Here is a 25501-nt window from a genome sequence, read left to right as displayed (position 1 = left end):
GTTTAACTAGCTGTTTCAAACGCAGCAATTAATATATCGTAACAACAAAGACACCCGAATAGATCCGGGTGTCTTTGTTAAATAGAAACTATTTCTTGCTGCGTATTCTAAGGTTATGTAGTTCCCATTGTTCATACCAATCTTGAACAACGGCAGGAAGACCAATACTTAGATCGCCTTTCAATAATTCCGTCAGATTCTTGTATTGTTCTTCCACTGCGGATCGTTCCCCAATACTGTCGTAGACCTTCATTAATCCTAAATGTCCTTGTTCAAAATAGGGCTGAAGCTGTACTACCTTTTGATACACAGTGACAGCTTCGGGAACTCTGTTGTTGTCGATATAGAACTGGGCCATTCCCATAGCATGGTGTAGCCAAATGGTGCGCAGACGTTGTCGTTCGCCCTCCGCCCACAAATAATCGTAATCTCCAAAATAATCCCCTGAATAAAGCTCAAATAAGCTTTGATGTTCTGCACAATTGTCCTCTCCAATGGATTCGAGTGCAAGAATGTTGTGCTCCCACTGGGCTGCATCGATTAGAAGCGGCCCGGTCTCAAGCGTATACCCTTCTCCGCCACTGACGTTGCTGATATGCAGATCTACCTCACTCTGCTTTAAACATTGTCGTACTTGATAAATGGTTGTGTAGAGATGGGTAGAAGCCTTTTTAAGGTTGAAATCTGGCCATAGTAGGTCAATCAGGGTATCTTTACTGACGAATCGATTGCGATTATGAAGCAAGAAAGCAAACAATTCTTGTGCCTTAGAAGTTCTCCAACGGAGATTGTTTAAAGGTTGTCCTCCTCGTTCAAAACGCAGCGATTGAAAACAACGAATCGTTAGTTCATGTGCTACCTCTTTGCTTTTTGGTGCAAACTTCAATCTGTCCTCCAAGCGTTGTACTGTTTTGAATAAACGGTCATGTCGCACGGGCTTCAAAATATAATCAATCGCATTTAACTCAAAGGCTTCCACTGCATATTGGTTATACGCGGTCACGAAAACGATATTAGCGTTTGGACACACCTCTTGCAGAATTGCGGCAGCTTGAAGTCCGCTCACTTCAGGCATTTCAATATCAATAAAAATAACGTCAGGCTCCAAGGCTGGAGCTTCTTGTATAGCTTGAACAGGATCTGTATAGGACGCGATGATATGAACAGCTTCCATTTCTTTTAACATGAATTCTAACTTTACGAGAGCAAGACGTTCATCGTCCACCAATACTGCTTGAATCATTGTTATTTCACCACTCAATATAGTATTTTTTAGCAAAAAACAATAAACTCTTCTTTATTTTTCGGTTCATTATAGTCTGTCTGTGACTAGGTATTTTTGTGATTCATATTTCTTTTTTCAGAAGGGATTATGAAACTTACTGAAGTACCTAGCCCTTCCTTGCTTTTAATTTGCAAACCCTTAGCATAGACACGTAACAAGCGTTTATGTGTATTAAGAAATCCAATCCCTCTTGTTACATTAGACTGACTGCTCAGCAGTTGCTGAAGTTGCTCGGAAGTCATACCTTTACCATTATCAGCGATTGTAATCTCGATGTCATCAGCTAGTTCTTTGATGGATATTGAAAGCGTACCTCCTTTGGAGCGGCTTAATATACCATGCCTAACGGCATTTTCAACGAGTGGCTGAATGGTCAAGGGAGGTAACTGGAAATGTAGATTTTCTGTTAACTCCCAGTTGATGGTCATCCTGTCCTCAAAGCGCTCTTTCTCTATGTACAGATAGGCACGGACAAGCTCAAGCTCGTGTTCAATCGGTATCATCGGCTCAGCGTTCAAGAAGTTAAAGCTTAAGCGTAAATAAGAGCTAAAGGCATCAATAAGGTGACCCATACGCTGTGTATCAAAAGATGCCAGAGCAGATATAGAATTTAATGTGTTGAATAAAAAATGTGGTTGTATTTGCGCTTGAAGATATGCTGCTTCCAGACGAAGCCGTTCATTTACGGACTGTTTTAAGTCTGTTAACGAACGTACCCGTCCTCTTAGCTCCATAGCGTTCATGGGTTTCATTACATAGTCGTTCGCGCCCGAAACAAATCCGGTGTAGATATCTTCCGGCTGGCTACGTGCGGTCAGAAGTAGAATAGGAAGCTCAGCTATAGTAAAACGTTCACGAATTCTCTGTGTTAATTCATAGCCGGACATCTGGGGCATCATTACATCTGTAATGATTAAATCCCATTGATCAGTATCCAGTTTTATTAAAGCATCAATTCCACTGGTTACCGTAACCATTTCATAGTCTTTGATGGACAGTACGCTAGTAAGGATTTTCAGATTAACCGGGTCATCGTCAACAGCCAAAATCTTAGGTCTTCTTCCATCCGTTGAAGTAGCAGATGTAGTGTTAAATTCGGATAGCCTAATATGAGATAGTTTGTCCGTGTATTCAGTCACTGTTGAGAATTCTAAATTGAATTTTTGAATGTTTGAATCGGATAGAGGCATAGTAAAAGTAAAAGTAGAGCCTTTGCCAAGTGAAGATTTTACGCTAATCTCTCCACCGTGAAGTTCAACTAACTGTTTACAAATACTTAAGCCCAATCCAATTCCACCACTTATTGCTGTCACGCTTGAGTCACCCTGTTCATAGGGTTGGAAGGCTCTAAGCTGTGTTTCCTCGTTCATTCCAATGCCAGTATCCGTAATATGGATGCGCGCCACACCTTTATGAATATCCGCATGGACCCTAACTGAGCCTACACTCGTATATTTCACAGCATTTTGAAGCAGATTGAACAAAATCTGAATGAGTCTTTTCTCATCTGCCACAATAGAAGGAAACGAGTCGGGAATCTCCGAGATTAGTGTAATGTGCTTACCTTCCGTTAGGAACTTGAGCATATCGAGTACGCCAACAGCTACGGATTGAATGGGAACATTTCTTAACTGTAATTGAATGTTGCTTTCACGAAGCTGTGATTGATCTAGAAGATCGTTTATCAGTAAAGACATACGTCTTCCGACGGTAATTAGCAGTTCTAGATTACTTGCGTTCTGATGCATTAAAGAGTCTCTCTCACTGTCTAAGACGGTCTCAGCAATATTAATGATGCTATGTAGGGGGTTTTTCAGCTCGTGAGAGGTATTAGCTAGGAAATCATCCTTTTGCGTAACGGTTCTTTGCAGGCTTTTTGCCAGATTTTCAGTCTGTTTAGTATTCCAGAAATAGCGCTTAAACCCAAAAGTCGCAAAGCATAAAAAGGCAATAATCAGGTCGAAAGGATAATAGGTAACGTCAACCAGATCGAAATTTTTGAACAATCCCCAATGATTGCTGTTAATGATGGCTAGGATAGATAGCAATAGAAAAATAGAGCCATCGTTGTTTTTAAGCGCAGATTTCAGAAAGAGAACTACAACTTCTAATGATAGAACGAATATATTGATGAAAAAAAGAAGCGTATATGATTCGTAATAGTGGACAACGGGACCGAGCAGTATGAAAAGGATATGTACCAAGGATAAGCTGGTCAGGATCCGAACGCTTTTAATTTTTAAATTATGGAACATTAGTTGCTTGCTTGTCAGTAAGATGAATATAAAAGCCATAATATTAGATATGATTAATAGTTTTAAGCTCCATTGGTAGTTTAAGGGAAGCATATGCAGCAAAAGCTTGTCATCATCAATAAGTACTGTAGTTATAGCGGAAATTACCAACAGAAAAAAATAGATCAACATCTTTTGCCGCGGACCAATGGTATATAATATTGCTGCATAGACTGCATGAAGTAGAAGTACTACACATAATAACAGTTGAAGGCCTATGGAAACGATCCGCTGATGTGTTAAGGTTTTTTCGTTACCAAATAAAATGGGTTTAAAAATACCACCTGTATGAGCTAAAGAGTAGTTGGCTACATGAATCACAATTTCAATCTCAGTCTTATCCGTTGTAAAAGTTACGGAGTAAGGTAATACACGAGCAACATAGTCTTCTTTATTGGCAGATGGAGAACCTGAATTTCCCAGTAGTTCACCATTGATATATATTTCCGAAGAAGTCCGAACCCCGGATATGAGTATGCCATAAGACTGCTTTTCGTTTTTATCTACAAGAATCCGTAACCGATAGGAGCCGTAGCCTAAAGCAGACTTTTCGCCATTATGAATGGCATCGTTCCACTGATCCGGGACTTGTATATATTTTTTAGGGGGAGCTTTGTTTAGAGATTCTTTATTGAAAGTGGGAAGCAGCGTATTAGGATAGAACTCCCATTGGCCTTTTAAGGTAAGGAGCTTGTCTTGATTTAAGTCTTTATTCCGTAAATCGAGAACTCCTTTGACTAATTGTGGTTGTATGGCATGAGGCGATGCCCAAACCCATAGGAAGCGAAATCCAGTAAGTATAGTAAGAAATAGCACGATAATTAGAAAGAGTTTTCGTTTAGTCATAGTAATTAAACATTATTCGACAAAAAACAATATATTCCTTTCACAAAAATATTTCAAAAATTTTTAAAAAAGTTACGGCAAAGTTGCAGGGGATTAGAATTGGCTGGCGTCTAACGTTATGTAGGTGAAGGAGGGGAGAAAGCTGGAAGAGAAGGAATGGATTTCTGCTGTGCTGAACGGTGAGCATCAGGCCTTTGGGCATTTGGTGACACGTTACCAAGGCATGGTATACAGAGTGTGCGTCAAGATTACTGGAGAAGCCGAATCGGCCAAAGATATGGCCCAAGAGGTTTTTATAAAAGCATACAAAGCGCTCCCCTCCTTCAGAGGACAATCTACCTTCTCGACATGGCTTTATCGGATAGCCTATCGAACCTGTCTGGACTGGAAACGGGCCAATGATAGGGAGTGGAGGCATCGGAGTGCGGCTGATTACACTGAGAATGATTGGGTAACATCTCAAACACCAGAGCAAGAGGTGCTAGAGCAGGAACAATCAGCTGAGCTGGGTGAGAATGTGAACAGCCTTGCGGAACCGTACCGGTCGGTCGTACAGCTGTACTATTTTCAGCGAAATTCTTATCAAGAGATAGCGGAGCAAAAAGGTGTTTCCGTTAAGACTATCGAATCGCAGCTTTATCGTGCCAGACAGATGATGCGTAGACAAAGGGAGGAATTGCGATGAATTGTGCAATAGTGAAGGAATGGATGCCACATTACATTGACGGCCTACTGTCTCCAGATATGGAGCTGCGTATCCGGTTGCACATACAATCCTGTCCTGATTGCGCGCAGTGGCTGGAGGAAGCTAAGGAAATGTCCGCTCTTTGGTCAGAAATGGAAACGGACAGTGAATATCAGCATGAACAGATGGACTTTCCAGATCTCGCAGCAGGTGTTATGGCCCATATCGAGCAGCTCGAAACAGGACGCAGAGAGCGAGCGGTTAAAGCGACAAGCGTAAGACGTCGCTATGCTCCTAGAACATCTTGGATGCATTATGCGGTGGCTGCCTGCTTGAGCTTCTTATTGTTACAGTTTGGCGTTTTTGAGAATTTGGCTTATGGGATTACTGAAATTAATGGTCATGTGTCGAATTCGGTGACCCAATGGTTTGGTGGTTTTAGAAAATAGTCATAAAGAGATTTATAAATAATAGATGGATTCAGGTAAACTGAAAAGTTTATGCTATCCAAATTTTAGGAGGATGTATTATGATTAAGAAGAGACGTTGGCTCACTTTTATGCTAGCTATGATTCCTGGTGTAGGTCATTTGTACTTAGGCTTCAAAAAGCAGGGGCTGCAGTTTATGATCGGGGCTTCCTTATGTATTATGTTTATTCCGTCTGAGCCCATGATCTTCCCTTTTGCGCTAGCTGCACTATGGTTTTACCAATTGTTTGATGCCCTGCAGAAAGCGGCTTGGATGAAAATAACTGCTGCCGAACATGAGCGTATGATGTTCCATCCTGACAGCTTCGGAGAACCTTGGACGATGGGGATGTCCTCTATGCCGGGTTACCCACATGAAGATGTGAATCCGGCTTGGGTTGGTGTTGGATGTGTTGTTGCCGGTTTCCTTATGCTGGTGATCTCAGCATTTCCGACGCTTTGGAGAATGTTAATTGAGATTAACATTGGTACGATCTTGCTATCACTGGGTCTGATTGCGTACGGTCTGAAGATGCTAAGAAACAATACGAGAGCGTAAGAAACGGGGATTTGACTATGGGGAGATGGAAAATCGGGAGTTTTACTGCAGCTATAGGCTGCATTGCACTTGGTGTCATTATTGTGATGGCTCAGTATAATATGATCAGCTATGAAGTACTTGGTTATTTATGGCCAGCACTGTTGATCCTATTCGGACTCGAGATGTTGCTAAGATTGTTTATCAAATCCGATGCCAAAAGTCGTGTGAGCGGTTGGGCAATCCTATTGATCATCCTGTTGGTTGGAGCAAGCAGTGCGCAGAGCGTAATGGCCGGCGGCTCACTTAGCAGTTTAATCGGGAATACACATTTAACTCCACTAAGCGGCAATGTCGAAGTGAAAGACAATATTACGACGCTGAAAATCGTACTTCCAAGTGGAAAAGTAAAGGTCGAGGGAATAGATGGAAGCTCATTGGATTATGAGGGAAGCTTACTCCTACCTGGAAAATCGCAAAGTGAAGCCGAAAGTGCGTTGGAAAAGAAATGGAAAGTAAAAACTGAGGGAGATACACTGATTATGGAGCTTGATACAGATCATAATTGGTTCTCTAATATTCAGTTTGGATTTAATACTAAAAGTCCTTATTTAAATGTAAGTGTACCTAGCAGCCTTGCCGTTGAGGTAGATACTAGTGACGGGTCAATAGAAGCCTGGGATTTAAAGTCTGGCTTAGTGGTTGATACTAGTAATGGGGTTATAAATATTCATGATGTTGCTGGCGGAGTTGAAGCAGATACCAGTAATGGCTCACTGACTGTTCAGAACATCCAAGGTGGAGCGCAGCTCAAAAGCTCTAATGGTGCGATTATATTGGATAATATAGATGGAGCGTTGACGGCAAAGAGCAGCAACGGCAAGATCACTATTAATTCAGCAGTGACTGGAAAATGGAAATGTTCGTCTAGTAACGGAAAGATTACGGTGGGGTTGCCAACTGTGTCCGATGCGAAGATTACAGCGGATACTAGCAATGGCTCACTGAAGGGGAATGTCCCTTGGGATCTAGACGGGGACAGCTTTGGCACTGCCATTCTTGGTAAAGGAACTTATACTGTGGACCTAAGTACGAGTAATGGAAGTGTAACCGTGGACACAGCTGAATAAGTACGAACAATAAAGGGAGTTAAGGCTTCAGCGATTGGTTCTGCTGAAGCCTTAGCGCCCTTTTTCAAATTATAAGAAACCTACCAAGCGTAAGCTTTAGGAGCTTCTCCGCCCGGTCCTGGGAAGATCTCATCTAAACGTTTAAGGACAGATTCATCTAGCACAATCTCAAGACTGCGCAGTGCACTCTCGAATTGCTCTAGTGTGCGTGGTCCAATAATTGGTGCGGTTACAGCAGGATTGGCTAATAACCATGCTAGTGCTACATTATCTTGTGGTTCCCCAAGCTCCATACATAAGCTTGCAAAAGCCTCAAGCTGATCTTTGTATTGCTCTACGCGCTCAGCATTCCCTCCACTGCGGCTGCCTTCTATTTTCTTAAGTGCATTGCGTCCAAGAAGACCTCCATCCAGTGGGCTCCAAGGAATAACGCCTAATCCATGATGGAGAGAGGAGGGTAATACTTCAAGTTCAGGAAGGCGACAGGTGAGGCTGTATTTATGCTGCTCAGAAATCAAACCTAAAAAGCCACGTGCCTTCGCTTCTTGTTGGGCTACAGCGATATCCCATCCCGCAAAGTTACTGGAGCCGACATAACCAATCTTTCCTTGGTTTACAGCAAGCTCAAAAGCCCCCCACAGCTCGTCCCAAGAGACACTACGGTCAACATGATGCATCTGGTACAATTCAATATGATCGGTCTGGAGACGCTGCAGAGACCCCTCTAGATGGCGGCGTATAATATAAGATGATAGTCCACCCTCATCATTAGGGCCATCGAGCTTATCGCTCATTGCACCGTATACCTTGGTAGCTAACACGACCTTTTCACGTCGCCCACCACCCTGCTTAAACCAACGACCAATAATCGTTTCTGTTAAACCGGAATTCTCACCCCAACCATAAATGTTAGCGGTATCAAAAAAATTAACACCTGCGTCGAGTGCAGCGTCCATAATACGGAAGGCTTCTTGTTCATCTGTTTGTGGGCCAAAGTTCATTGTTCCGAGACATAGCCGACTGACCTTCATACCGGATTTGCCAAGCTTAGCATATTGCACTTCGCATTCACTCCTTAGGTAGATGATTTCAACTTAATTGTAAACATCTTCAGAAATAAGAGCAAATATGAAGCGGCAATTTGGATAAGTTGTCTTATCTCATTGAATTATAGGCTATGCCTATCAACTCAATAGAATCTATATCTTTGTCCTTTACGACTGGGTATGATACAACAATATAAAGAAGAACTATGTCTGTTAGAGCAGACCACTTGAGGAGTGACTGAGATGAGTGAGGTTAAAAAAATCGCCGTAATTGCAGGGGACGGTATTGGACCTGAAGTAGTAGCTGAAGCAGAAAAAGTATTGAAAGCAACGGAAGAAGTATTTGGTTATGCTTTTGAAACGGAGCACGCTCTTTTTGGAGGCATTGCAATAGACGAAAGAGGCACACCGCTGCCGGAAGATACACTGGAAATCTGTCGCAGTGCTGACGCCGTATTACTGGGCGCTGTAGGCGGACCGAAGTGGGATAACAATTCTAAGGAGCTTCGTCCTGAAACCGGATTGCTTGGCATTCGCAAAGCACTTGGATTGTTCTCAAACTTACGTCCAGCAGTCGTATTCGATTGCCTTAAGGACGCTTCGACATTGAAGCCAGAAGTGCTGGAAGGTACCGATCTTATGGTCGTTCGTGAGCTGACTGGTGGGATTTATTTCGGAGATAAACTGCGTCGTCAAGGTGAACATGGTGAAGAAGCAGTGGATACCTGTGTATATAACGTAATGGAAGTGGAACGAATTGTACGTCAGGCTTTTGAGATTGCTGGCAAGCGTCGCAATAAGCTGGCAAGTGTTGATAAAGCGAATGTACTTGAAACTTCACGGTTATGGCGTGAGGTCGTAAATAAGATTGCTCCAGAATATCCTGAGGTAGAGGTTGAACATGTACTCGTTGATAACTGCGCAATGCAGCTGCTGCGTCGTCCAGCTAGCTTTGATGTTATCGTTACCGAGAACATGTTTGGTGACATTCTGAGCGACGAGGCTGCGATGTTGACAGGCTCTATCGGTATGCTTGCTTCCGCTTCGATGGGCGATGGTAACTACGGTCTCTACGAGCCCGTTCACGGCTCCGCACCTGATATTGCCGGACAAGGACTTGCGAACCCGATTGCAACAATCTTGTCCTTAGCACTAATGTACCGTTTAACCTTTGGTTATGAGGATGCGGCTGCTGCGATAGAGGCTGCAGTAGCTGAAGTATTGGATGCAGGACACCGTACAAGTGATATCGCCGTAGATAAGAGCAAAGCGATCAGTACATCTGAAATGGGCGACCTGATTGTTGCAGCTATCCGCAAAGCATAATAAAATCTAATTTCTAATTACGATTATAGGGGAATTTGTCTAAGATTGACTTTGATTTTGTACGATGATACCATTTGATATGTAGACAAGATGTAAATTATTCCAGCATATCACGACAAGAAATGGTTGGTTTCTTACATAATCAAAGGAGGATTTTGGCAATGGCTGAACGTTTAGTAGGTAGACCAGCTCCAGATTTTACTATGCAAACCGTATCAGGTGATGGTAAGGATTTTGGTAAAGTAAGTCTGTCCGACTATCGTGGCAAATGGCTGGTATTCTTCTTTTATCCTCTGGACTTCACTTTTGTATGTCCGACTGAAATCACAGCTCTCAGTGAAGCAGCTGCGCAGTTCGAAGCGCTTGATACAGAAATTCTCGGCGCAAGTGTAGATTCGATCCACAGCCACAAAGCATGGATCAATACACCTAAGGATTCGAATGGTCTTGGCCGTTTGAATTTCCCGCTTGCTGCTGATATTACTAAACAAGTTGCTAAAGACTACGGCATTCTGATTGAAGAAGAAGGAATTGCATTGCGTGGATTGTTCATCATTGATCCTGAAGGTGAATTGAAATATCAGGTCGTTAATCACAATGATGTAGGTCGCAGCGTAGAAGAAACACTTCGTGTCCTGCAAGCCCTGCAATCTGGTGGCTTATGCCCAATGAACTGGAAACCAGGTGACAGAAACCTTTAAATGTTGTTCTGCTATTATCTGATCTTTGATATTCTGATTTCGACCTCCTTGCAGAAGTTTTTTCTGTAAGGAGGTTTTTTGCACCAAAAAAGGCTTAAATAAAAAATGGATTTGAAAATAGGCGTGAAAAGTTATATTATGTCCTCGAGTGGAGGAATCTCCATTGGGGTAATGTAATACAATAATAAAAACTCAGATGGGTTAGTTATTCTAAGGAGGGTGAACAAATATGAGCTTTTGCTGTGGAGCGAGTATGGTAGGAACAAAGGGAACCCTTAAACATTATCGCACGCAAGTCCATAATGTTCCCCTGCTTTTTTGTCCGGTATGTCATCGTGTAGAGGTTCACTATAAGGTCGAAAACGAGTATGAGATCTTGGCGGAATACGCACATGGAGACGGTGTTACTGATGTGGATTTTCAGGACTATGTCATGGAAGACGAAACTGCAATATTCGAGAACGTCATTAACATCGAGAGTGAAGAGCCTCTAGCTATTGTGCGGAGTCAGATCGATATGGCGCTTGACCTGCTTGCTGTAGCCAAACAGATTGAGGATACGAAGTGGGAACGGGAATTGAAGAAAAGATTAGCTGTGATGAGTCAAAGACGCCTTCGTCTGCAACAGAAAGCGTAAGATTATTTACAATTTGGGTCTGACCCATTTCTTTATCAAGGCCTTCGCAACCGCGAGGGCCTTTAGCTTTTTCTATTTTCTTTTAAAAGAGTTTAAATCATTTGAACGAACTAATAGTGATAAATATAATTTGATGTGATATTTTATATGTCTTTGGAATCATTTTATGAATTTTTTTATCATTCGACAGTTTCTCTGATTGCGTTGTCTACTTCACTTGGATATGATTGGAATATAATTGAACCGGTTGGAAAAAGTGCAACGATTACCGAATGTTCTGGCGGCTTCGTCATATACTCAAATACATAGTAATTTGATGTCGCTTTAGCGTCTTCGTCAAATGCAGTAAAAGGGGGAACTTCGTATCGTGATTAGCCAATATCAAGAAAGTCTTCTATTACCGGGAAGAACCTATCAGTCAGGGCCTGTGGATACTACATACGAGGATGTACTAGAGAATATTGACAGCGGAATCATGCTTTTTGATGAAGAGGGAGTTATAAGTTTTGTAAATAAGCAAATGTACGGGATGCTAGAATTAACCCGTCACTCCCTTGTCGGCTGTACAATATCACACTTATTATCTAACGTTAGACTAAGCCGCTTTAAGAAAAAGCAAGTACTGCAAAGCTATAGAGAGATGGTATACAAAGGAAAATCAAATTATGAATTTTTAGATGAGTATGGCCGTTACTGGAAGGTTACATTATGCTGTGGAGAGCAAATGAAGGGTTGTTATTTGTTTACAGTTAAAGAAATCTCCGATTATAAGTTGATTGAGCAAACGGCTTACCAGAACGATAGTTTGGCTATGCTAGGTAAATTATCTGCATCTATTGCCCATGAAATCCGGAATCCATTAACTGCAATTCGTGGATTTATTCAATTGCTGCACCCGCATCTACAGCAGCTTGGGAAGCAGGAATACGGCAAGATAATCTTGGCGGAGATCGATCGTGCGAACGATATCATTCATGAATTCCTTACTTCCTCCAAGCCGTCAGTTCCTCAAGTGGGGATGATTCCTGTGTCAGCTTTACTCAAGGAAGTAGTGCTGCTTACAGAGAGCGAAGCCCTGATGAAAGGTTGCCAGATCAATCTACATCCTTTTCAGGAGGGAGATATGATGATTTCTGGAGATGTAAAACAAATGAAACAGGTAGTCCTCAACCTGATTAGAAACGCTATGGAGGCCGTTGCGGATAGAGCAGATGGTCTAATGGGTAAAATAGAGGTTGGAGCCCACAGAGAGGGTTCTGAGGTCCGTATGTTCATCTCTGATAACGGAAAGGGAATGGATATCCGTACACTGGACAGGTTATTTAGTCCATTTTTTACAACTAAGGAGAATGGGACAGGGCTAGGGCTTTCCGTGAGTGACCGAATCATCAAAAATCATGGCGGATGTATCTCTGTCAGTAGTAGAGTTAACGAAGGTACTCATTTTGTAATCTCATTGCCATTAATCCATTAGTACATTCGAATAGAATATAAAGTGTTTAAGAGGCTGATCCCTGCGGATAATACAGATGCAGAGATCGGCCTTGCTTATGTTACAATGGGGGTTGGTTTTGGGAGACAAATGGAGGTAGACACAATGAATATAGAATTTAATAGCGGCAGTGCCATTAATGAAATACAGGGTGATGCCCTTATTCTTATCATCTCTGAGTCGGAAGCCCAACATGGCGGCCTCTCAGAGAGGTGGAATGACAGAATTCGATTATTAGGAAAGTCAGGTCTCTTTAGTGGGAAGCTGAATCAGACTTATGTACTGCCGTTAGATTATCCATCTGGTTGTCCTATAGCTATTTTAGTTGGAAAAGGGGACCAATTAATTAGTACTGAAGACCTACGTCAAATGGCGGTTCAGATAGCACGTGCAGCACTTCGATTGAAGGCAATACAGCTAGTGTTTCAGTTGCCTGAAGGTGTTCAGGAGCTAACAGAAGATAAGGATATCGTATCTATTGCCTATGCGTTGTCTGAGGGGTTGTCACTTGGTTCCTATCGTCGTCCCACCTATAAGCAGGAGCAATCTCAATATATAGGTCCAAACTCGGTTATTTTTACTATCGAGAAGAAGCCAGCGGATACTTTCGAGCGTGACTGGAATCTTGGCATGCAGAGAGGGCTGGCTTTTGGTGAGGCTACGAATCTGGCACGGAACTTGACGAATATGCCCGGCAATCTGCTGACTCCATCTGACCTAGCTATGGCCGCTATAGAAGTTGCTGAACGTTATGGATTTCCTTCCGAAGTGCTGGATGAACGAGAAATTGAGCAAAAAGGAATGGGCGGATTGCTCGCAGTCGGAAAAGGAAGTGTAAACCCTCCGCGAATGATCGTCATCCGTTACCAGGGAACGGGGCACTGGGATAATGTAGTGGGGCTGGTCGGTAAAGGGATTACTTTTGATACGGGGGGAATTTCCTTAAAAAGAGCCCCAGGGATGGAAGAGTTAATCAGTGATATGGGAGGCGCAGCGGCTGTGCTTGGAGTTATGGAGGCATTAGGCCGATTACGTCCACGAATTAATGTCTTAATGGTCATTCCATCCGCTGAGAATATGCCATCTGCTAATGCCTTTAAACCCGGGGATATCATTACATCAATGAGCGGAAGAACTATAGAAATATTGAATACCGATGCAGAAGGGAGACTTGTACTTGGGGATGCGCTGACCTATGCCCGGGAATGGGGAGCGAAACGTGTTATTGATGTCGCTACGCTGACAGGTGCAGTGTTGTCGACATTAGGAGATATAGCTACAGGTGCTGTTACTAACAACGAGGAATTTATGGAGCAGTTTCTGACAGCAGCTAATGTTTCGGGTGAAAAAATATGGCAGCTTCCGGCTTACCCGGAATTCCGCGAAATGCTAAAGAGCGAAGTGGCCGATATCCGTAACACCGCAGGTAGGTTCGGGGGAGCCACTACCGCTGGGTTATTTGTAGGTGAGTTTGCGGAAGGTCTGCCATGGATACACCTAGATATTGCTGGAACCGCATTTCTTTCTAAAGAACGTGGAGTTAATCCTAGAGGCGGTACAGGAGTCATGGTTCGCACATTGGTTCAGTGGTTGCTCAGCGAAAGCGAATGATTAGCTCTTCATAATCAACAAAAAGAAACCTCGCCCTAGGACAATGGATGGAAGACCGACCATTCCCTAAGGCGAGGTTTCTTTGCTTTTGTAAGAATGCTGAAGATTAAATATTGCCACTGGATTTTTTAGCCTTTGATTGAGAAGTAAAGGATTGAATACTGTTCATTATTTTATCGCGAGTTCCCTTATTCTTCAGTAAATAGGCTACGCCCAATGCGGCTGTTGTGAAAAATGTTTTTTTTGTGTTCATAGTGATTACCTCCTTAGGTATGGTCTGTAGTTGCTTATAACAAACATACCCGAAAGCAATGCAAGCTAAACTATGAACCCTTTCATATAACGGTTAGGCAAGCCTACTTCTTCTTATTAACAGGTGTTGAGCAGCAGGAGAGGGGAGAATCTAAAGACGCTGCAGAACAGGTCTTGCCCTTATCACAGCCAGCGCAAGCGCCTTGCTTGCCCTTTTGCACATGTCGATAGATGATCCAGCCTGAATAACCGAAGATCAGAGTGACGATTAGAACATTTACCATTACGGTGCCCCACTTTCATTAAGAGAATCAACGAATTACAAGTTCTACGACCAGCCTAATAATCGCCCACCTTGGAAAATAACAAAAGATACGATATATGCCAGAGCAAGAGAATAGCCAATAGAGAAGAAAGTCCATTTCCAAGAGGCTGTTTCTTTTTTGATAACCCCTACAGTGGCCAGACAAGGAATATATAACAGGATAAAGGCCATAAAGCTGATTGCACTCAGCGGTGTAAAGACTTGTGAAATTTGATTCTCTAATCCAGCGGTATCTGGTGCGTGATAGATGATATTCATCGTAGACACTACAACCTCTTTCGCTAAAAATCCTGGGACCAAGGTAGAGCCGGCCTGCCACGTTCCGAAACCAAGCGGTTCCAGTAGTGGTGCAATCATGCCTCCGAATTTAGCTAGATAGCTATGATCCATTTCTACATCAAATCCGCCAGGACCAGCATAAGACATGAACCAAATAATGGCTGATCCAGCTAGAATAATCGTTCCCGCTTTACGAAGGAACCCTTTGCCCTTCTCCCAAGTGCTGCGCGATAAGGTTTTGATCTGCGGCATACGGTAAGGAGGAAGTTCGATGATGAAGACGGAGGATTCATTCTTGAATAAGTATTTAGAGAATACCTTACAAAGAATTAGGGCAAACACAATCCCCATAACATACATAGAGAGAACGGCAAACGCTTGTTGCTCAGGGAAGAATACAACTGCGAATAATGCATAAACAGGTAATCTTGCAGAACAAGACATCAGCGGCATTAACAGTGTTGTCAGCATGCGATCTTTGGGCTGTTCGATGCTTCGCGCCGCCATAATGGCCGGTACATTGCAACCAAAACCAATGATAAATGGAATGAATGCTTTTCCGTTCAGTCCCATTCGTTCCATGGTGCTGTCCATCAACAAGCAGACCCTTGCCATGTATCCGGAATCCTCTAGGAAGGAAATGATCAGAAAGAGAATAAAGATTTGCGGAACAAAGACCAGTACGCCGCCTACACCGCCGATGATGCCATCCACAATCAATGCATGCGTGAAGCCTGAAGCTCCAATGGTCTGAAGCAGTGAGTTCGTTCCATCACTAATAGGGCCGGATATCAGGCCATCTACGATATCCGATAGGGGGCCGCCAACCCAGTCAAATGTTGTCTTAAAGAGAGCATACATAAAGAAAATAAATAAGGGCAGTCCCCAAAATCGATGAGTCAATACCGAATCTAATCTTTCGGTTAAGTTATGGGGCTTCTGAGCTGTCGTATCAAGGACTTCGACACAAATATTGCGAATATACTCCATACGGTTCGAGCGAATCCATTGCGGGAGTGTCAGGGCGAGTTTTTTGATTTGTAGCTCACTCTGACAAGACTCACAGATATTTAGCAGTCCCGTAACATCTATACGCGACTTCAGAAACTGAAGTATAACCGGATTCTGCTCCAATAGCTGTAGAGCGACCCAACGGTGATTGGGCAGATCTTTTATAGAACGTAATTCCTTTTCTATAGAAGATATCGCTCGCTCGACGACCTCACCATAATTCAGCTTGAACTTTACAGCAGGAATAGCTGACGATTCCTCGAGGATGCTGAGCATCTGTACGCTGCCTTTACCGGTTCTTGCTATAAGTGGGAGGACGGTGACACCCAATCTTGATTGTAAAATGGTTTGATTAATATGAATACCACGCGCATTAGCGACATCAATCATATTAAGACCGAGTACAGTAGGCTTGCCATACTCAAGTAGTTGAAGCGTGAGCAGCAGATTACGTTCCAGCTGGGATGCATCCACGATATTGATTAATGCTTCAGGGGATTCTTCTATCAGATATTGGGCTGCGACCCCTTCATCACGGGAGAGTGGGTGCAGAGAATAGATGCCGGGCAAATCAATGAGCTTGCCTGCCCCGTTCTTCAGATTTCCGATCTTTTTCTCAACCGTAACGCCTGACCAGTTACCTACATATTCGTATGAAGTCGTTAATGTATTGAAGAGAGAGGTCTTACCTGTATTGGGATTGCCCACAAGAGCTATAGAACTCAAGATACGTTCACCTCAATCAGAGAAGCTTCTTTGCGGCGTATGGCGAACAGCTGGCCGTTACATTCTAGCGTAATCGGTCCCCAAAAAGGTCCCTTTCCTTTAAGACGGATGTTCACACCCTCTGACACTCCGAGATCAGCAAGACGACGGCGTAGAACGGGGTTCATTCCTTCTATTTTATGAATATTTCCAGCAGCGCCAGGTTGTAATTGCAGTAAGGAACAGCAGGTAGAAGTAGCTATTGTAATCCCTCCAAAAGAGATTGAGAATCAATCTCAACTGTTTTCTTGTAATGTAGCATTTTTAAGTGTTTGTATACTGTGACATTTGTCCCTGACCTACTATGGTAATTACTTTAAAGTGCTAAAGGCGAAATACCTTTACAATTTATTCTTCATTAAAGTATGATTGAACGATATAAATTGCATAGTAAAGCTATGCTAGAGGTTATAATGATTGCAATAGCACATACGATGATTGCAGGAATTGAAGGGAGATAATTATGAAGACTAATCAATGTAAAATTGTTGACTGCACCATTCGCGATGGGGGGCTCGTTAACAACTGGGATTTCAGCGTGGAATTTGTGCAAAATTTGTATGCCGGCTTGAATGAGGCTGGTGTTGACTATATGGAAATCGGTTATAAAAACTCCCCTAAACTGCTCAAAGGAGCAGAAGGTGCTGGACCATGGCGTTTTCTGAACGATGACTTCTTACGTAAAGTTATCCCGCAAAAGGGACATACGAAGCTTTCCGCTTTGGTTGATATCGGTCGTGTGGATGAAAATGATATTTTACCTCGCAGCGAAAGTATGCTGGATCTGATTCGGGTAGCTTGTTATAGCAAAGATGTGGAGAAAGCCTTACAGCTGGTACAAACCTTTCATGATCTAGGCTATGAGACAACGATCAATATTATGGCTTTGTCGAATGTAATGGAGAATGAATTATTAGAAGCTTTCGAAATGATTCGTGAGAGTGTAGTTGATGTGGTATACATTGTGGATTCATACGGTAGTCTAGATCACAACGACATCAATTACTTAGTTGAGAAGTTCAAAACTCATTTGCCAAACAAACGCCTGGGCGTACATACCCACAATAATCTTCAACTCGCGTTCTCCAATACGTTGATTGCTGCTGAGAAAGGTGTAGAGCTGCTGGACGCTTCCTGTTATGGAATGGGACGTGCTGCGGGGAACTGTCCTACAGAGCTGCTAGTGACTCATTTGAAGAATACACGCTACACATTGCGCCCTGTAATTGATATCATTGAACGCCTGATGATTCCTTTACGTGAAAAAGAAGAGTGGGGCTATATCATTCCTTACATGATCACTGGAACGCTTGATGAGCATCCACGTTCAGCAATGGCGCTTCGCGCATCGGCGGATAAGGATAAAGCGGTTGATTTCTATGATAAGCTTACAACACCAGAGGTTAACTTCGGAGATAAATAAACCTGTTGTTCAGAAGCACTGAACCCGTTCGTAGGGGGAAGTGCTTTTTTTTTGAATAAAAATAAAATTTCTATAAGTTTCTCTGATAAATGATTCTAATATTTTTCGCTAAAATACTTACCGTTCTAATAAGAAGCCTGAAGGTATTTTTGCTTGCCTGCTAGAAGAAAATGGTTTATATTTATGCAAGATTTATGAATAATCGCCATAAAAATACGACCTCACAAAAGAAATGTAACTTTAAAGACCGATCTAGCCGATATTTATACATAGGACAAGACTATACATAGTTGCTTAATAATCGACATCATTTTCAGACGCGAGGGATCTATGAGACAAGAAGAGAAAAAGACAATTCAAGCGGCTATTATAGGAGCCTTACTGTTCCTATTCATTCAAATTTTCCATACATCGTTAAACCGATTGGACAATTGGGAAATTATTTCTGCACTCTATCTCATTGTCGGCTGTTGTACTGTTGCTTTTGGATTTGCGATATTTGCACAGGGCTGGTTGTTCTTCTCTAGCAGATTATCTAAAGGAAGATTATATGTCGCAGCTCTTTTTGGTGGAATATGTATTATTGACTTCTTGCATACACTCGGCTTTGTAGCATTTCCATTGATTTCATCGTTTATAACCCCTGAGGAATCAAGGTGGCTGCTTACCTTTTCACGACTATCCAGCGGGCTGGGTATATTGTTTATTTTTAGTAGAGAAGATAAACCTGTGACCGTTACCGAAAAAAGAAATGTATTCAGAATCGCCTTCATGTTGATCGTGCTCTTCATCGCATTATTTGTATTTATCCACTCAGCAGTGCCTGAGTTATTTACTAAGCCTTGGATGAGTACACTTAAACAATTCGTTGATCTGGCAGTACTTTTTGTTTATTTAGCAGGTGTTGCTGCCATCGTATTTCCTGGGAATAATGAAAAGTCAGCCTCGCTGCTTGTTATTATTCGGGCACTTATCTTTTTCTCGCTAGGCCAGGCTTTTTTTATGACTCCCATAAGTGGCGGAAATATTGATGATCTCTTTGGGATGTTATGTAGCGGAATTGCTTATTACCAGTTGCTTACCGGCGTGTATCGTCTGACAATTGAAGAACCATTTTACGAGAAACAGCTGGCCGAAGAACGGATCAATTATTTGGCGTATCATGATGATTTAACAGGACTTCCTAATAGACGTCGGCTGACACAGCGTGTAGAAGAAATGATTGATGCTGGAGAGACGGACACAAATGATCAATTCTCAGCTTTGGCCATTATGAATATTAATCATTTTAAGAATATAAATGACTCTCTGGGTCATTATGCCGGAGACCTTTTATTGAAATTGGTGTCTGAGCGTCTCAGTAATGAGGCTAGATCCAGTGAAGAGCTGTATAGTATGGGAGCGGACGAGTTTGCTTTTCTAATGACAGAAAGAGCAAGTCTTGGAGAATGCTTGGCACGAGCTACAGAGTTGCTCAGATTATTTGAAGCACCCGTTAATATAGAATCTGGCGAGTACCATATCTCACTCAGCTTGGGGATGAGTATTTATCCCGGTGACGGGGAAACTGCTGAACATCTCATTCAAAATGCGGATACTGCTGTTCATAATGCGAAGGAGCAGGGCGTGGAGATTCGTCGTTATATCCCAGCCATGCAGATGAAGGCAAAGGAACGCCTGAAGCTGGAAAATGACCTTCGAAGAGCGCTTGAGCGTGATGAGTTCTATCTCTTATATCAGCCAAAGGTGCAGCTGGAGACAGAAGAGATTGTAGGTATGGAAGCTTTATTGCGCTGGAATCATCCTAAGCGTGGTATTGTCTCACCTAATGAGTTTATTCCATTAGCTGAGGATAGCGGGCTAATTGTTCCAATTGGGGAATGGGTACTGAAGATGGCGTGCCAGCAAAATAAACAGTGGCAGCTAGCAGGCTACCAGCCGATATGCGTCTCTATCAACTTATCTATGCGTCAATTCCTTCAGCCGAACCTGGCTGGTAAAATTCATACCATTCTGACCGATATTGGTTTGGATCCATGTTATGTTGATCTTGAAATTACAGAGAGTATGACCTTGGATAAAGAAACGGCTTTTGATCAGCTGAAGCGCTTGAAAGAGCTAGGTGTGTTCATTAGCATCGATGATTTTGGTACAGGTTATAGCTCATTGCACTATTTGAAGGATATGCCGATCGACAGGCTAAAGATTGACAGATCGTTTGTCTCCGAGGTTATGGAGGACAGTAATAATGCGGCAATAGTCTCCACGATTACTTCTATGGCGCATCATTTGAAGCTTAAGGTTACCGCAGAAGGGGTGGAGAACAAGGAGCAGCTGCAGTTTTTGCGTGAGCAGCATTGCCATGAAGCTCAAGGGTTTTTGTTCAGTAAACCTATTCAAGCAGCTGAATTTGAGACCTCATTTTTGAAAAAGGCTCCCCTCGGCGCTTCCTTGTAGAATATAAGAAAGTATAAGTTTCACACCATACTCTATGTCTTATATTTCGCATAAAAAAATGTTGATTTTTATTTATGGGGGTGATACAATATCTCTTGTACTCACTTTCCAATGCGGGTGTAGTTCAATGGTAGAACTTCAGCCTTCCAAGCTGATAGCGTGGGTTCGATTCCCATCACCCGCTCCATAATTTAAACTTTCAAATCCTTGCGATGCAAGGATTTTTTTATGTTTTGGTTGATGGTTTTGTTATGAACTATTCTTAGATATCAAAAAGCCAGGCTCCTCAATGAAGAGGAGTCTGGCTTTGTTATACTACCTGATTCTCTTAAACAGTCTTCAAGAACTCAACAATGGTGAGCAGTCCCTTATCAAAGTTCTCCAGGTTGAAATGCTCATCCGGTGCGTGCAGGTTCTCATCATCAAGGCCAAAGCCCATCAGGACCACGGGTGCTTCAAGTACACGGGAGAAGCTTTCCATGATCGGAATGGAGCCACCGTCTTTGGTGAAGAGGGCACGGGTTCCGTATACTTTGCCGTAAGCGTCTGCTGCAGTTTGCAGAATAGGGTTCGATGGATCGATGTTAAAGGCACGTGCCTTCTCCATTTGCGTCACATGTACTTTCGCTCCGGTTTGAATATTAGCCTTCAGATGCGCTTCAACGGCATCAAGAACATGCTGTGGATCCTGATCGCCAACGAGACGGCAAGTAATCTTGGCATGTGCTTCTTTTGGAATAACAGTCTTGCTTCCTTCGCCTTGGAAGCCGCCATACACACCGTTAAGTTCAAGTGTAGGGCGAGCACCAATACGTTCTACAAAAGAATAACCTTCTTCGCCGTATAACGCATCAAGTCCAAGTCCTTCACGAATCTTATCTTCATTCACGCCTTGCTTCACGAATTCCTCACGTAGCATTGGAGAAAGTTCAGGTACACCATCATAGAAGCCTTCTACAGAAACACGGCCTTTGTCGTCATGAAGGGAGCTGAGCAGGGACACGAGAGCGTGCAGTGCATTCGGAACGCCACCACCGTAAGAACCGGAGTGCAGGTCTGTAAGAGCTGTAGTAACGCTCACTTCAAGTGATCCTAGGCCACGTAGTCCTGTGCAAATTGCAGGGCGACCACGTTCCAGCAGGGAAGTATCGGAGACTAGCACCGCATCTGCAGCCAGCTTCTCTTTGTTAGCTTCCAGGAATGGAGGGAGATTTGCGCTGCCGATTTCTTCTTCGCCTTCGATACAGAGCTTGATGTTAACAGGAAGAGTCCCTTCTTGTTTCAGGATTGCTTCAATCGCTTTGAGGTGAATGAATACTTGTCCTTTGTCATCCGTTGCTCCACGTGCATACAGCTTGCCGTCACGGATCTCTGGTTCAAACGGAGGTGTAGTCCACAGGTTTAGCGGATCTACTGGCTGCACGTCGTAGTGGCCGTATACAAGAATGGTTGGTTTACCCGGAGCATGAAGATAGTCAGCATATATGACGGGATGTCCCGCTGTCGGATGAAGTTCAATGTTCTCAAGTCCAGCTTTCTTTAGTGTGTCTGTCAGCCAATGGGCTGCAGCTAGTACATCGTCCTTATGCTCAGACAAGGCAGAAATACTTGGAATCTTGAGCCATTGTTTTAGTTCTTCGAGATGTTCATCCCGGTGTGTTGAAAAATACGTTTCATATGACATAGTGTGTATGTACCTCCTTAAGTTTTGCTGCGCAAAACCGGCTATGAGCTTAATCGTCATGTGTGACCGTCTTGTTTAGCATTCTATAGGAATCATTATACTGGAGAACTCACTATGGATCAAAAGCGATTAGAAAGACGTCTTATCTGATCCTCGTGACCGGAGCTTTTTTTCGCAATTAATAGTTCCTTTCCGGTTGTTGATTACTAACAGTAACCATGATAAGCTGATTAAACTTAAGGGACAAGAAGGCACTATTACATGCTTGAGTCCCTATGGAGGTAACCACTTTGGAACATTCAATGGACGAACCCATTCGGCTAATGCCGACGCTAGAGGATTGCTCCATCACCCGCCAGATTCTCGACAGGGTTGGGGACAAATGGAGTGTGCTCATCATTGTCAATTTGGGTGCAGAAGCATTGCGGTTTAAAGAACTTCAGCGGCGTTCTGGTGGTATATCACAACGGATGCTGACCCAAACCCTGCGTCATTTAGAACGAGATGGTATAGTTTGGCGTAAAGTTACGCCTACGGTACCTTTGACTGTTGAATATGGTCTGACAAGTTTAGGAGAGTCCTTGCTGGATCCTTTAACTTCCCTAGTGGAATGGGTCAATAGAAACAACGCTGAAATCGCCAAAGCGCGTATAGGGTATGATCGTCAGCACGAAATGTTGGAGTAGCAAGCTAGGTTTACAATTTACTGGGATAGAGGATGGATTATTTTGCAAAAGAAAAGTGAAAAAAACACATTTTTATATACTTACACCTGTTCAGAGGACGAGTTATCACTATGTCAGATGGAGCTTCGTTGTCTTTTTGGAGAGGAAGTACCTTCTTCAATCTTTAAGAGTGAGGTAGAGGTGGATGTCAGCCGCAGTCCCTTCATAAAAGAACGAATTGATGTTATGTACGAAGGAGACAGCTTGCCTGAGATTTATGATCAAACGGAGCAGGTGGAGCTTGGCGGTAAGACATTTAAGGTTATTTTTGTGAAGACCAATGATCTGTCCCCTGCGGACAAAATAGAATATGATGAGCGAAGAGTGATCGAGCGAGAAATTGGGCTGCGGATTGAAGGGGAAGCGGATGTAAACCATCCAGAGCTGGTATACGGCATTGTTACGCTGGGCGGTCGCTGGTACTTTGGAGCTTATCATAAGAACAAGGCCACCTGGTTCCGTCAAATGAAAAAGCCGCGTAGCTACTCTATCGCGCTTAGCACACGTGTAGCCCGAGCTGCGGTCAATATAGCCGTTCCGAATCCGGAAGGTGTACGAGCTATCGATCCTTGCTGCGGCATCGGAACAGTAATGGTAGAAGCCCTCTCGATGGGAATCAATATGGTTGGACGTGACATTAACCCTCAAATCGCGATCGGTGCCAGAACGAATATTGCCCATTTTGGATTCACAAGTGAGGTTACGCTTGGAGATATTGCTGACATCACAGAACATTACGATGTAGCTATTGTAGATATGCCTTATAATCTATATTCTAGTATTACACCTGAGGAACAGTTTGCGATTCTAGTGAATGCGCGCCGGATTGCAGATCGGGTAGTTATCGTTGCGATTGAACCGATGGATGAGATGATCACGGAGGCTGGATTTACGATTATAGACCGCTGTGAAGCTAAAAAAGGTTTGTTCTCCCGTCATTTAATGCTTTGCCAGTAATCCTAATCAAGTTATTTAAAGGGGTGCAGCAATGGAGCAGAAATGGTTAACCTGGGCTAAAGAAATACAGGCCATCGCACAGACTGGACTAACTTACGCTAAAGATGTCTATGATATAGAACGGTATCAAGCTTTGCGGGAGCTAAGTGTAGATATCCTCGCTAATTATACGTTCGAAAGCAAGGAGAGAATAAGACTCTCCTTTGCTAGTGAGGGTGGCTATTCTACGCCGAAAGTGGATATCCGTGGGGTTGTTTTTCAGGATGACAGAATCCTGCTTGTCCGCGAGAAATTGGATGGAAAGTGGGCGCTTCCCGGGGGCTGGGGAGATATCGGTCTGTCACCGAGTGAAGTCGTTGTTAAGGAAATTCAAGAAGAATCAGGATTTGAGACAGAAGCAATTCGCTTGCTGGCTGTTTTAGATAAGAAATTTCATAACCATCCTCCGGAGCCGTATCACGTGTATAAGTTTTTTATTTTGTGCAGAATTGTAGGCGGCGAGGCGCTGCAAGGGGTGGAGACGAGTGAAGTATCCTTTTTTGCTGAAGATGAACTGCCTGAGCTCTCATTAGAGAGGAATACAAGTGAGCAGATTGAAACGATGTTTGAATATTTACGAAATCCAGAAAAAGTAGTAATATTGGACTAAGAATTTGCATATTATGTATGACTTCCGTAAAGTGATGTTTTTAATGATGTAAATGATGGGTAATAATTATTATGTAAGCACTTACAATGTTGGTATTCTAAGCTTTTAGGTCGAGCGGTCTACATTTTTTCCTCTACTGTGACGATAAGAATTTTAGGAGGGGATCGCATGGAACAAGAAGAGTTGAGCATTCCATTGAAACAGGAAAATGTGGTGCGTCCTGCAGAGGGCAATATTGCCACTGGGCTGGTTTGGGGTATCTTAATCAGCATTCCGTTATGGATCTCTGTGATTGGCTGGATTCTGGGGTTTTGGCGCTGAGCCGTATTTTAATAATTATCTAACTCTATTAGTTGTATAGTATACATCAAAGGCGGTCTCTTCGTAACTGAAGAGGCCGCCTTTTTAGTTTCCTGTGTTTCTCAAGATTTCGAATATAACAGTCTAAAGTTCTCGCAAACTACCTTCATCTTTGGATCAAAAGGCTTCTTCAAGAACGCTAAGGATTCTCTGGAGAAGAACTTCTCATGCTCATGGCGCCACGACTCTAACGTTCTGTCATCCTCGCCTTCGCTATAGGCAAAGTCAGCGCCTACCTCATCAAAAGGTGTAATTTGCACATCTGTCGTAACGATCACTGCTTGCGGATTACCACGGCCGTCCAGCAGGATACTATGTCGTCCAATTTCTGGTAAGGTCTCGTCACAGACTGCATAAATTTCATAGTTCGAAGCGGTTCCTGTCTTAATCCTACGGATCACCAGATCTAGCAGTTCATCGGCCATTTGAGGACTGTCGCCAAAGGCCCAAGCCTCGTAGTTATCCGCTGCTTGTGGATGAAGCTGGGTGTATTCTTCCCAAAAAAGCTTAATCTTCGTTTCGTTGCTCATATCCGTATCTCCTCATTTAATAATC

Annotated in this window: 24 protein-coding genes and 1 tRNA gene; 16 read left to right on the top strand and 9 right to left on the bottom strand. The window is 43.1% G+C overall.

The annotated features are described in order from the left end of the window. Window positions 1–88: 88 nt before the first annotated feature. Together ACQKMP_RS07945 and ACQKMP_RS07940 are read right to left on the bottom strand one after the other, a co-directional pair. On the bottom strand, window positions 89–1243 hold the full coding sequence (locus ACQKMP_RS07945; protein WP_427469130.1) for a response regulator: 1155 nt from the start codon (window positions 1241–1243) through the stop codon (window positions 89–91). Window positions 1244–1329: 86 nt separating this feature from the next. Beyond that, complete coding sequence (locus ACQKMP_RS07940; protein WP_427469129.1) at window positions 1330–4425, bottom strand: ATP-binding protein; 3096 nt, start codon at window positions 4423–4425, stop codon at window positions 1330–1332. Between the two features lie 124 nt (window positions 4426–4549). Between ACQKMP_RS07940 and ACQKMP_RS07935 the strand changes: the two genes are divergently transcribed. The 4 genes from ACQKMP_RS07935 to ACQKMP_RS07920 all read left to right on the top strand — a co-directional run bounded on the left by ACQKMP_RS07935 (window position 4550) and on the right by ACQKMP_RS07920 (window position 7246). Then, window positions 4550–5110 carry an RNA polymerase sigma factor gene (locus ACQKMP_RS07935; protein ID WP_042185733.1) on the top strand — a complete coding sequence of 187 codons (561 nt, stop codon included), beginning with the start codon at window positions 4550–4552 and terminating at the stop codon, window positions 5108–5110. Then, window positions 5107–5559 (top strand): zf-HC2 domain-containing protein, encoded by a 453-nt coding sequence (locus tag ACQKMP_RS07930; protein WP_339269450.1) that lies wholly within the window; start codon window positions 5107–5109, stop codon window positions 5557–5559. Before ACQKMP_RS07935 ends, ACQKMP_RS07930 begins: the two co-directional genes overlap by 4 nt. A gap of 80 nt (window positions 5560–5639) precedes the next feature. Continuing rightward, window positions 5640–6137: a hypothetical protein gene (locus tag ACQKMP_RS07925; RefSeq protein ID WP_427469128.1), complete on the top strand. Its 498-nt coding sequence runs from the start codon at window positions 5640–5642 to the stop codon at window positions 6135–6137. Between the two features lie 17 nt (window positions 6138–6154). After that, a complete protein-coding gene (locus tag ACQKMP_RS07920) occupies window positions 6155–7246 on the top strand; it encodes a DUF4097 family beta strand repeat-containing protein (protein ID WP_042185736.1) in 1092 nt (363 codons plus the stop codon). Window positions 7247–7326: 80 nt separating this feature from the next. On the opposite strand, the gene ACQKMP_RS07915 is transcribed toward ACQKMP_RS07920, so the two are convergent. After that, window positions 7327–8307 carry an aldo/keto reductase gene (locus ACQKMP_RS07915; protein ID WP_042125126.1) on the bottom strand — a complete coding sequence of 327 codons (981 nt, stop codon included), beginning with the start codon at window positions 8305–8307 and terminating at the stop codon, window positions 7327–7329. A gap of 228 nt (window positions 8308–8535) precedes the next feature. Here ACQKMP_RS07915 and leuB point away from each other — a divergent pair, with 228 nt between their 5' ends. The 5 genes from leuB to ACQKMP_RS07890 all read left to right on the top strand — a co-directional run bounded on the left by leuB (window position 8536) and on the right by ACQKMP_RS07890 (window position 14059). After that, window positions 8536–9618 (top strand): 3-isopropylmalate dehydrogenase, encoded by a 1083-nt coding sequence (gene leuB, locus ACQKMP_RS07910; RefSeq protein WP_042125128.1) that lies wholly within the window; start codon window positions 8536–8538, stop codon window positions 9616–9618. Between the two features lie 161 nt (window positions 9619–9779). Further along, window positions 9780–10319 carry a peroxiredoxin gene (locus ACQKMP_RS07905; protein WP_042125130.1) on the top strand — a complete coding sequence of 180 codons (540 nt, stop codon included), beginning with the start codon at window positions 9780–9782 and terminating at the stop codon, window positions 10317–10319. 229 nt (window positions 10320–10548) lie between these two features. After that, complete coding sequence (locus tag ACQKMP_RS07900) at window positions 10549–10956, top strand: hypothetical protein (RefSeq protein WP_042125131.1); 408 nt, start codon at window positions 10549–10551, stop codon at window positions 10954–10956. 367 nt (window positions 10957–11323) lie between these two features. Then, window positions 11324–12430 carry an ATP-binding protein gene (locus tag ACQKMP_RS07895; RefSeq protein WP_427469127.1) on the top strand — a complete coding sequence of 369 codons (1107 nt, stop codon included), beginning with the start codon at window positions 11324–11326 and terminating at the stop codon, window positions 12428–12430. Window positions 12431–12553: 123 nt separating this feature from the next. Beyond that, window positions 12554–14059 carry a leucyl aminopeptidase gene (locus ACQKMP_RS07890; protein ID WP_427469126.1) on the top strand — a complete coding sequence of 502 codons (1506 nt, stop codon included), beginning with the start codon at window positions 12554–12556 and terminating at the stop codon, window positions 14057–14059. A 106-nt stretch (window positions 14060–14165) separates the two neighbouring features. Here ACQKMP_RS07890 and ACQKMP_RS07885 read toward each other — a convergent pair whose 3' ends face one another. The 4 genes from ACQKMP_RS07885 to ACQKMP_RS07870 all read right to left on the bottom strand — a co-directional run bounded on the left by ACQKMP_RS07885 (window position 14166) and on the right by ACQKMP_RS07870 (window position 16819). After that, window positions 14166–14312 (bottom strand): hypothetical protein, encoded by a 147-nt coding sequence (locus ACQKMP_RS07885; RefSeq protein WP_179085847.1) that lies wholly within the window; start codon window positions 14310–14312, stop codon window positions 14166–14168. 103 nt (window positions 14313–14415) lie between these two features. Further along, a complete protein-coding gene (locus tag ACQKMP_RS07880; protein WP_076298228.1) occupies window positions 14416–14595 on the bottom strand; it encodes a FeoB-associated Cys-rich membrane protein in 180 nt (59 codons plus the stop codon). Window positions 14596–14639: 44 nt separating this feature from the next. Next, the gene (feoB, locus tag ACQKMP_RS07875; protein ID WP_042185744.1) at window positions 14640–16652 is read right to left on the bottom strand and encodes a ferrous iron transport protein B; all 2013 of its coding nucleotides are present in this window, start codon (window positions 16650–16652) and stop codon (window positions 14640–14642) included. Then, the gene (locus ACQKMP_RS07870; RefSeq protein WP_231573393.1) at window positions 16649–16819 is read right to left on the bottom strand and encodes a FeoA family protein; all 171 of its coding nucleotides are present in this window, start codon (window positions 16817–16819) and stop codon (window positions 16649–16651) included. Before ACQKMP_RS07870 ends, feoB begins: the two co-directional genes overlap by 4 nt. Window positions 16820–17154: 335 nt before the next feature. Between ACQKMP_RS07870 and ACQKMP_RS07865 the strand changes: the two genes are divergently transcribed. The 3 genes from ACQKMP_RS07865 (at window position 17155) to ACQKMP_RS07855 (ending at window position 20758) form a co-directional block, all read left to right on the top strand. Next, window positions 17155–18114: an aldolase catalytic domain-containing protein gene (locus ACQKMP_RS07865; RefSeq protein WP_170880320.1), complete on the top strand. Its 960-nt coding sequence runs from the start codon at window positions 17155–17157 to the stop codon at window positions 18112–18114. A gap of 330 nt (window positions 18115–18444) precedes the next feature. Then, a complete protein-coding gene (locus ACQKMP_RS07860; protein WP_427469125.1) occupies window positions 18445–20571 on the top strand; it encodes a putative bifunctional diguanylate cyclase/phosphodiesterase in 2127 nt (708 codons plus the stop codon). A gap of 113 nt (window positions 20572–20684) precedes the next feature. Next, window positions 20685–20758: transfer RNA gene (locus ACQKMP_RS07855), tRNA-Gly, on the top strand. A 141-nt stretch (window positions 20759–20899) separates the two neighbouring features. Here the strand turns inward: ACQKMP_RS07855 and ACQKMP_RS07850 are convergent. Beyond that, complete coding sequence (locus ACQKMP_RS07850) at window positions 20900–22255, bottom strand: dipeptidase (RefSeq protein ID WP_339269469.1); 1356 nt, start codon at window positions 22253–22255, stop codon at window positions 20900–20902. Window positions 22256–22545: 290 nt separating this feature from the next. Here ACQKMP_RS07850 and ACQKMP_RS07845 point away from each other — a divergent pair, with 290 nt between their 5' ends. From ACQKMP_RS07845 to ACQKMP_RS07830, 4 genes are all read left to right on the top strand, one after another. Next, the gene (locus tag ACQKMP_RS07845) at window positions 22546–22941 is read left to right on the top strand and encodes a winged helix-turn-helix transcriptional regulator (RefSeq protein WP_081382709.1); all 396 of its coding nucleotides are present in this window, start codon (window positions 22546–22548) and stop codon (window positions 22939–22941) included. 42 nt (window positions 22942–22983) lie between these two features. Beyond that, a complete protein-coding gene (locus ACQKMP_RS07840; RefSeq protein ID WP_341127416.1) occupies window positions 22984–23937 on the top strand; it encodes a TRM11 family SAM-dependent methyltransferase in 954 nt (317 codons plus the stop codon). Between the two features lie 31 nt (window positions 23938–23968). Next, a complete protein-coding gene (locus tag ACQKMP_RS07835; RefSeq protein WP_042185753.1) occupies window positions 23969–24586 on the top strand; it encodes an NUDIX hydrolase in 618 nt (205 codons plus the stop codon). 168 nt (window positions 24587–24754) lie between these two features. Further along, window positions 24755–24907 carry a hypothetical protein gene (locus ACQKMP_RS07830; RefSeq protein ID WP_156113065.1) on the top strand — a complete coding sequence of 51 codons (153 nt, stop codon included), beginning with the start codon at window positions 24755–24757 and terminating at the stop codon, window positions 24905–24907. Window positions 24908–25008: 101 nt separating this feature from the next. Here ACQKMP_RS07830 and ACQKMP_RS07825 read toward each other — a convergent pair whose 3' ends face one another. Further along, window positions 25009–25476, bottom strand: coding sequence for an ASCH domain-containing protein (locus ACQKMP_RS07825; RefSeq protein WP_379422937.1), 468 nt, complete (start codon window positions 25474–25476; stop codon window positions 25009–25011). Between the last annotated feature and the right edge of the window lie 25 nt (window positions 25477–25501).

Origin of the sequence: Paenibacillus sp. NPDC101420 (genome assembly GCF_050277435.1) — a bacterium.
In the GTDB taxonomy this organism is placed as follows: domain Bacteria; phylum Bacillota; class Bacilli; order Paenibacillales; family Paenibacillaceae; genus Paenibacillus_AQ.
Note: the sequence above shows the minus strand (reverse complement) of the source record. Positions and strands in the feature narration are given on the sequence as shown.

Bases quoted from the DNA above. Each gene is read 5' to 3' on its own strand.
- ACQKMP_RS07945 (WP_427469130.1), bottom strand. From the start codon at position 1,243: ATGATTCAAGCAGTATTGGTGGACGATGAACGTCTTGCTCTCGTAAAG.
- ACQKMP_RS07940 (WP_427469129.1), bottom strand. From the start codon at position 4,425: ATGACTAAACGAAAACTCTTTCTAATTATCGTGCTATTTCTTACTATA.
- ACQKMP_RS07930 (WP_339269450.1), top strand. From the start codon at position 5,107: ATGAATTGTGCAATAGTGAAGGAATGGATGCCACATTACATTGACGGC.
- ACQKMP_RS07925 (WP_427469128.1), top strand. From the start codon at position 5,640: ATGATTAAGAAGAGACGTTGGCTCACTTTTATGCTAGCTATGATTCCT.
- ACQKMP_RS07920 (WP_042185736.1), top strand. From the start codon at position 6,155: ATGGGGAGATGGAAAATCGGGAGTTTTACTGCAGCTATAGGCTGCATT.
- leuB (WP_042125128.1), top strand. From the start codon at position 8,536: ATGAGTGAGGTTAAAAAAATCGCCGTAATTGCAGGGGACGGTATTGGA.
- ACQKMP_RS07905 (WP_042125130.1), top strand. From the start codon at position 9,780: ATGGCTGAACGTTTAGTAGGTAGACCAGCTCCAGATTTTACTATGCAA.
- ACQKMP_RS07900 (WP_042125131.1), top strand. From the start codon at position 10,549: ATGAGCTTTTGCTGTGGAGCGAGTATGGTAGGAACAAAGGGAACCCTT.
- ACQKMP_RS07890 (WP_427469126.1), top strand. From the start codon at position 12,554: ATGAATATAGAATTTAATAGCGGCAGTGCCATTAATGAAATACAGGGT.
- ACQKMP_RS07885 (WP_179085847.1), bottom strand. From the start codon at position 14,312: ATGAACACAAAAAAAACATTTTTCACAACAGCCGCATTGGGCGTAGCC.
- ACQKMP_RS07880 (WP_076298228.1), bottom strand. From the start codon at position 14,595: ATGGTAAATGTTCTAATCGTCACTCTGATCTTCGGTTATTCAGGCTGG.
- ACQKMP_RS07870 (WP_231573393.1), bottom strand. From the start codon at position 16,819: ATGAACCCCGTTCTACGCCGTCGTCTTGCTGATCTCGGAGTGTCAGAG.
- ACQKMP_RS07865 (WP_170880320.1), top strand. From the start codon at position 17,155: ATGAAGACTAATCAATGTAAAATTGTTGACTGCACCATTCGCGATGGG.
- ACQKMP_RS07860 (WP_427469125.1), top strand. From the start codon at position 18,445: ATGAGACAAGAAGAGAAAAAGACAATTCAAGCGGCTATTATAGGAGCC.
- ACQKMP_RS07850 (WP_339269469.1), bottom strand. From the start codon at position 22,255: ATGTCATATGAAACGTATTTTTCAACACACCGGGATGAACATCTCGAA.
- ACQKMP_RS07835 (WP_042185753.1), top strand. From the start codon at position 23,969: ATGGAGCAGAAATGGTTAACCTGGGCTAAAGAAATACAGGCCATCGCA.
- ACQKMP_RS07830 (WP_156113065.1), top strand. From the start codon at position 24,755: ATGGAACAAGAAGAGTTGAGCATTCCATTGAAACAGGAAAATGTGGTG.
- ACQKMP_RS07825 (WP_379422937.1), bottom strand. From the start codon at position 25,476: ATGAGCAACGAAACGAAGATTAAGCTTTTTTGGGAAGAATACACCCAG.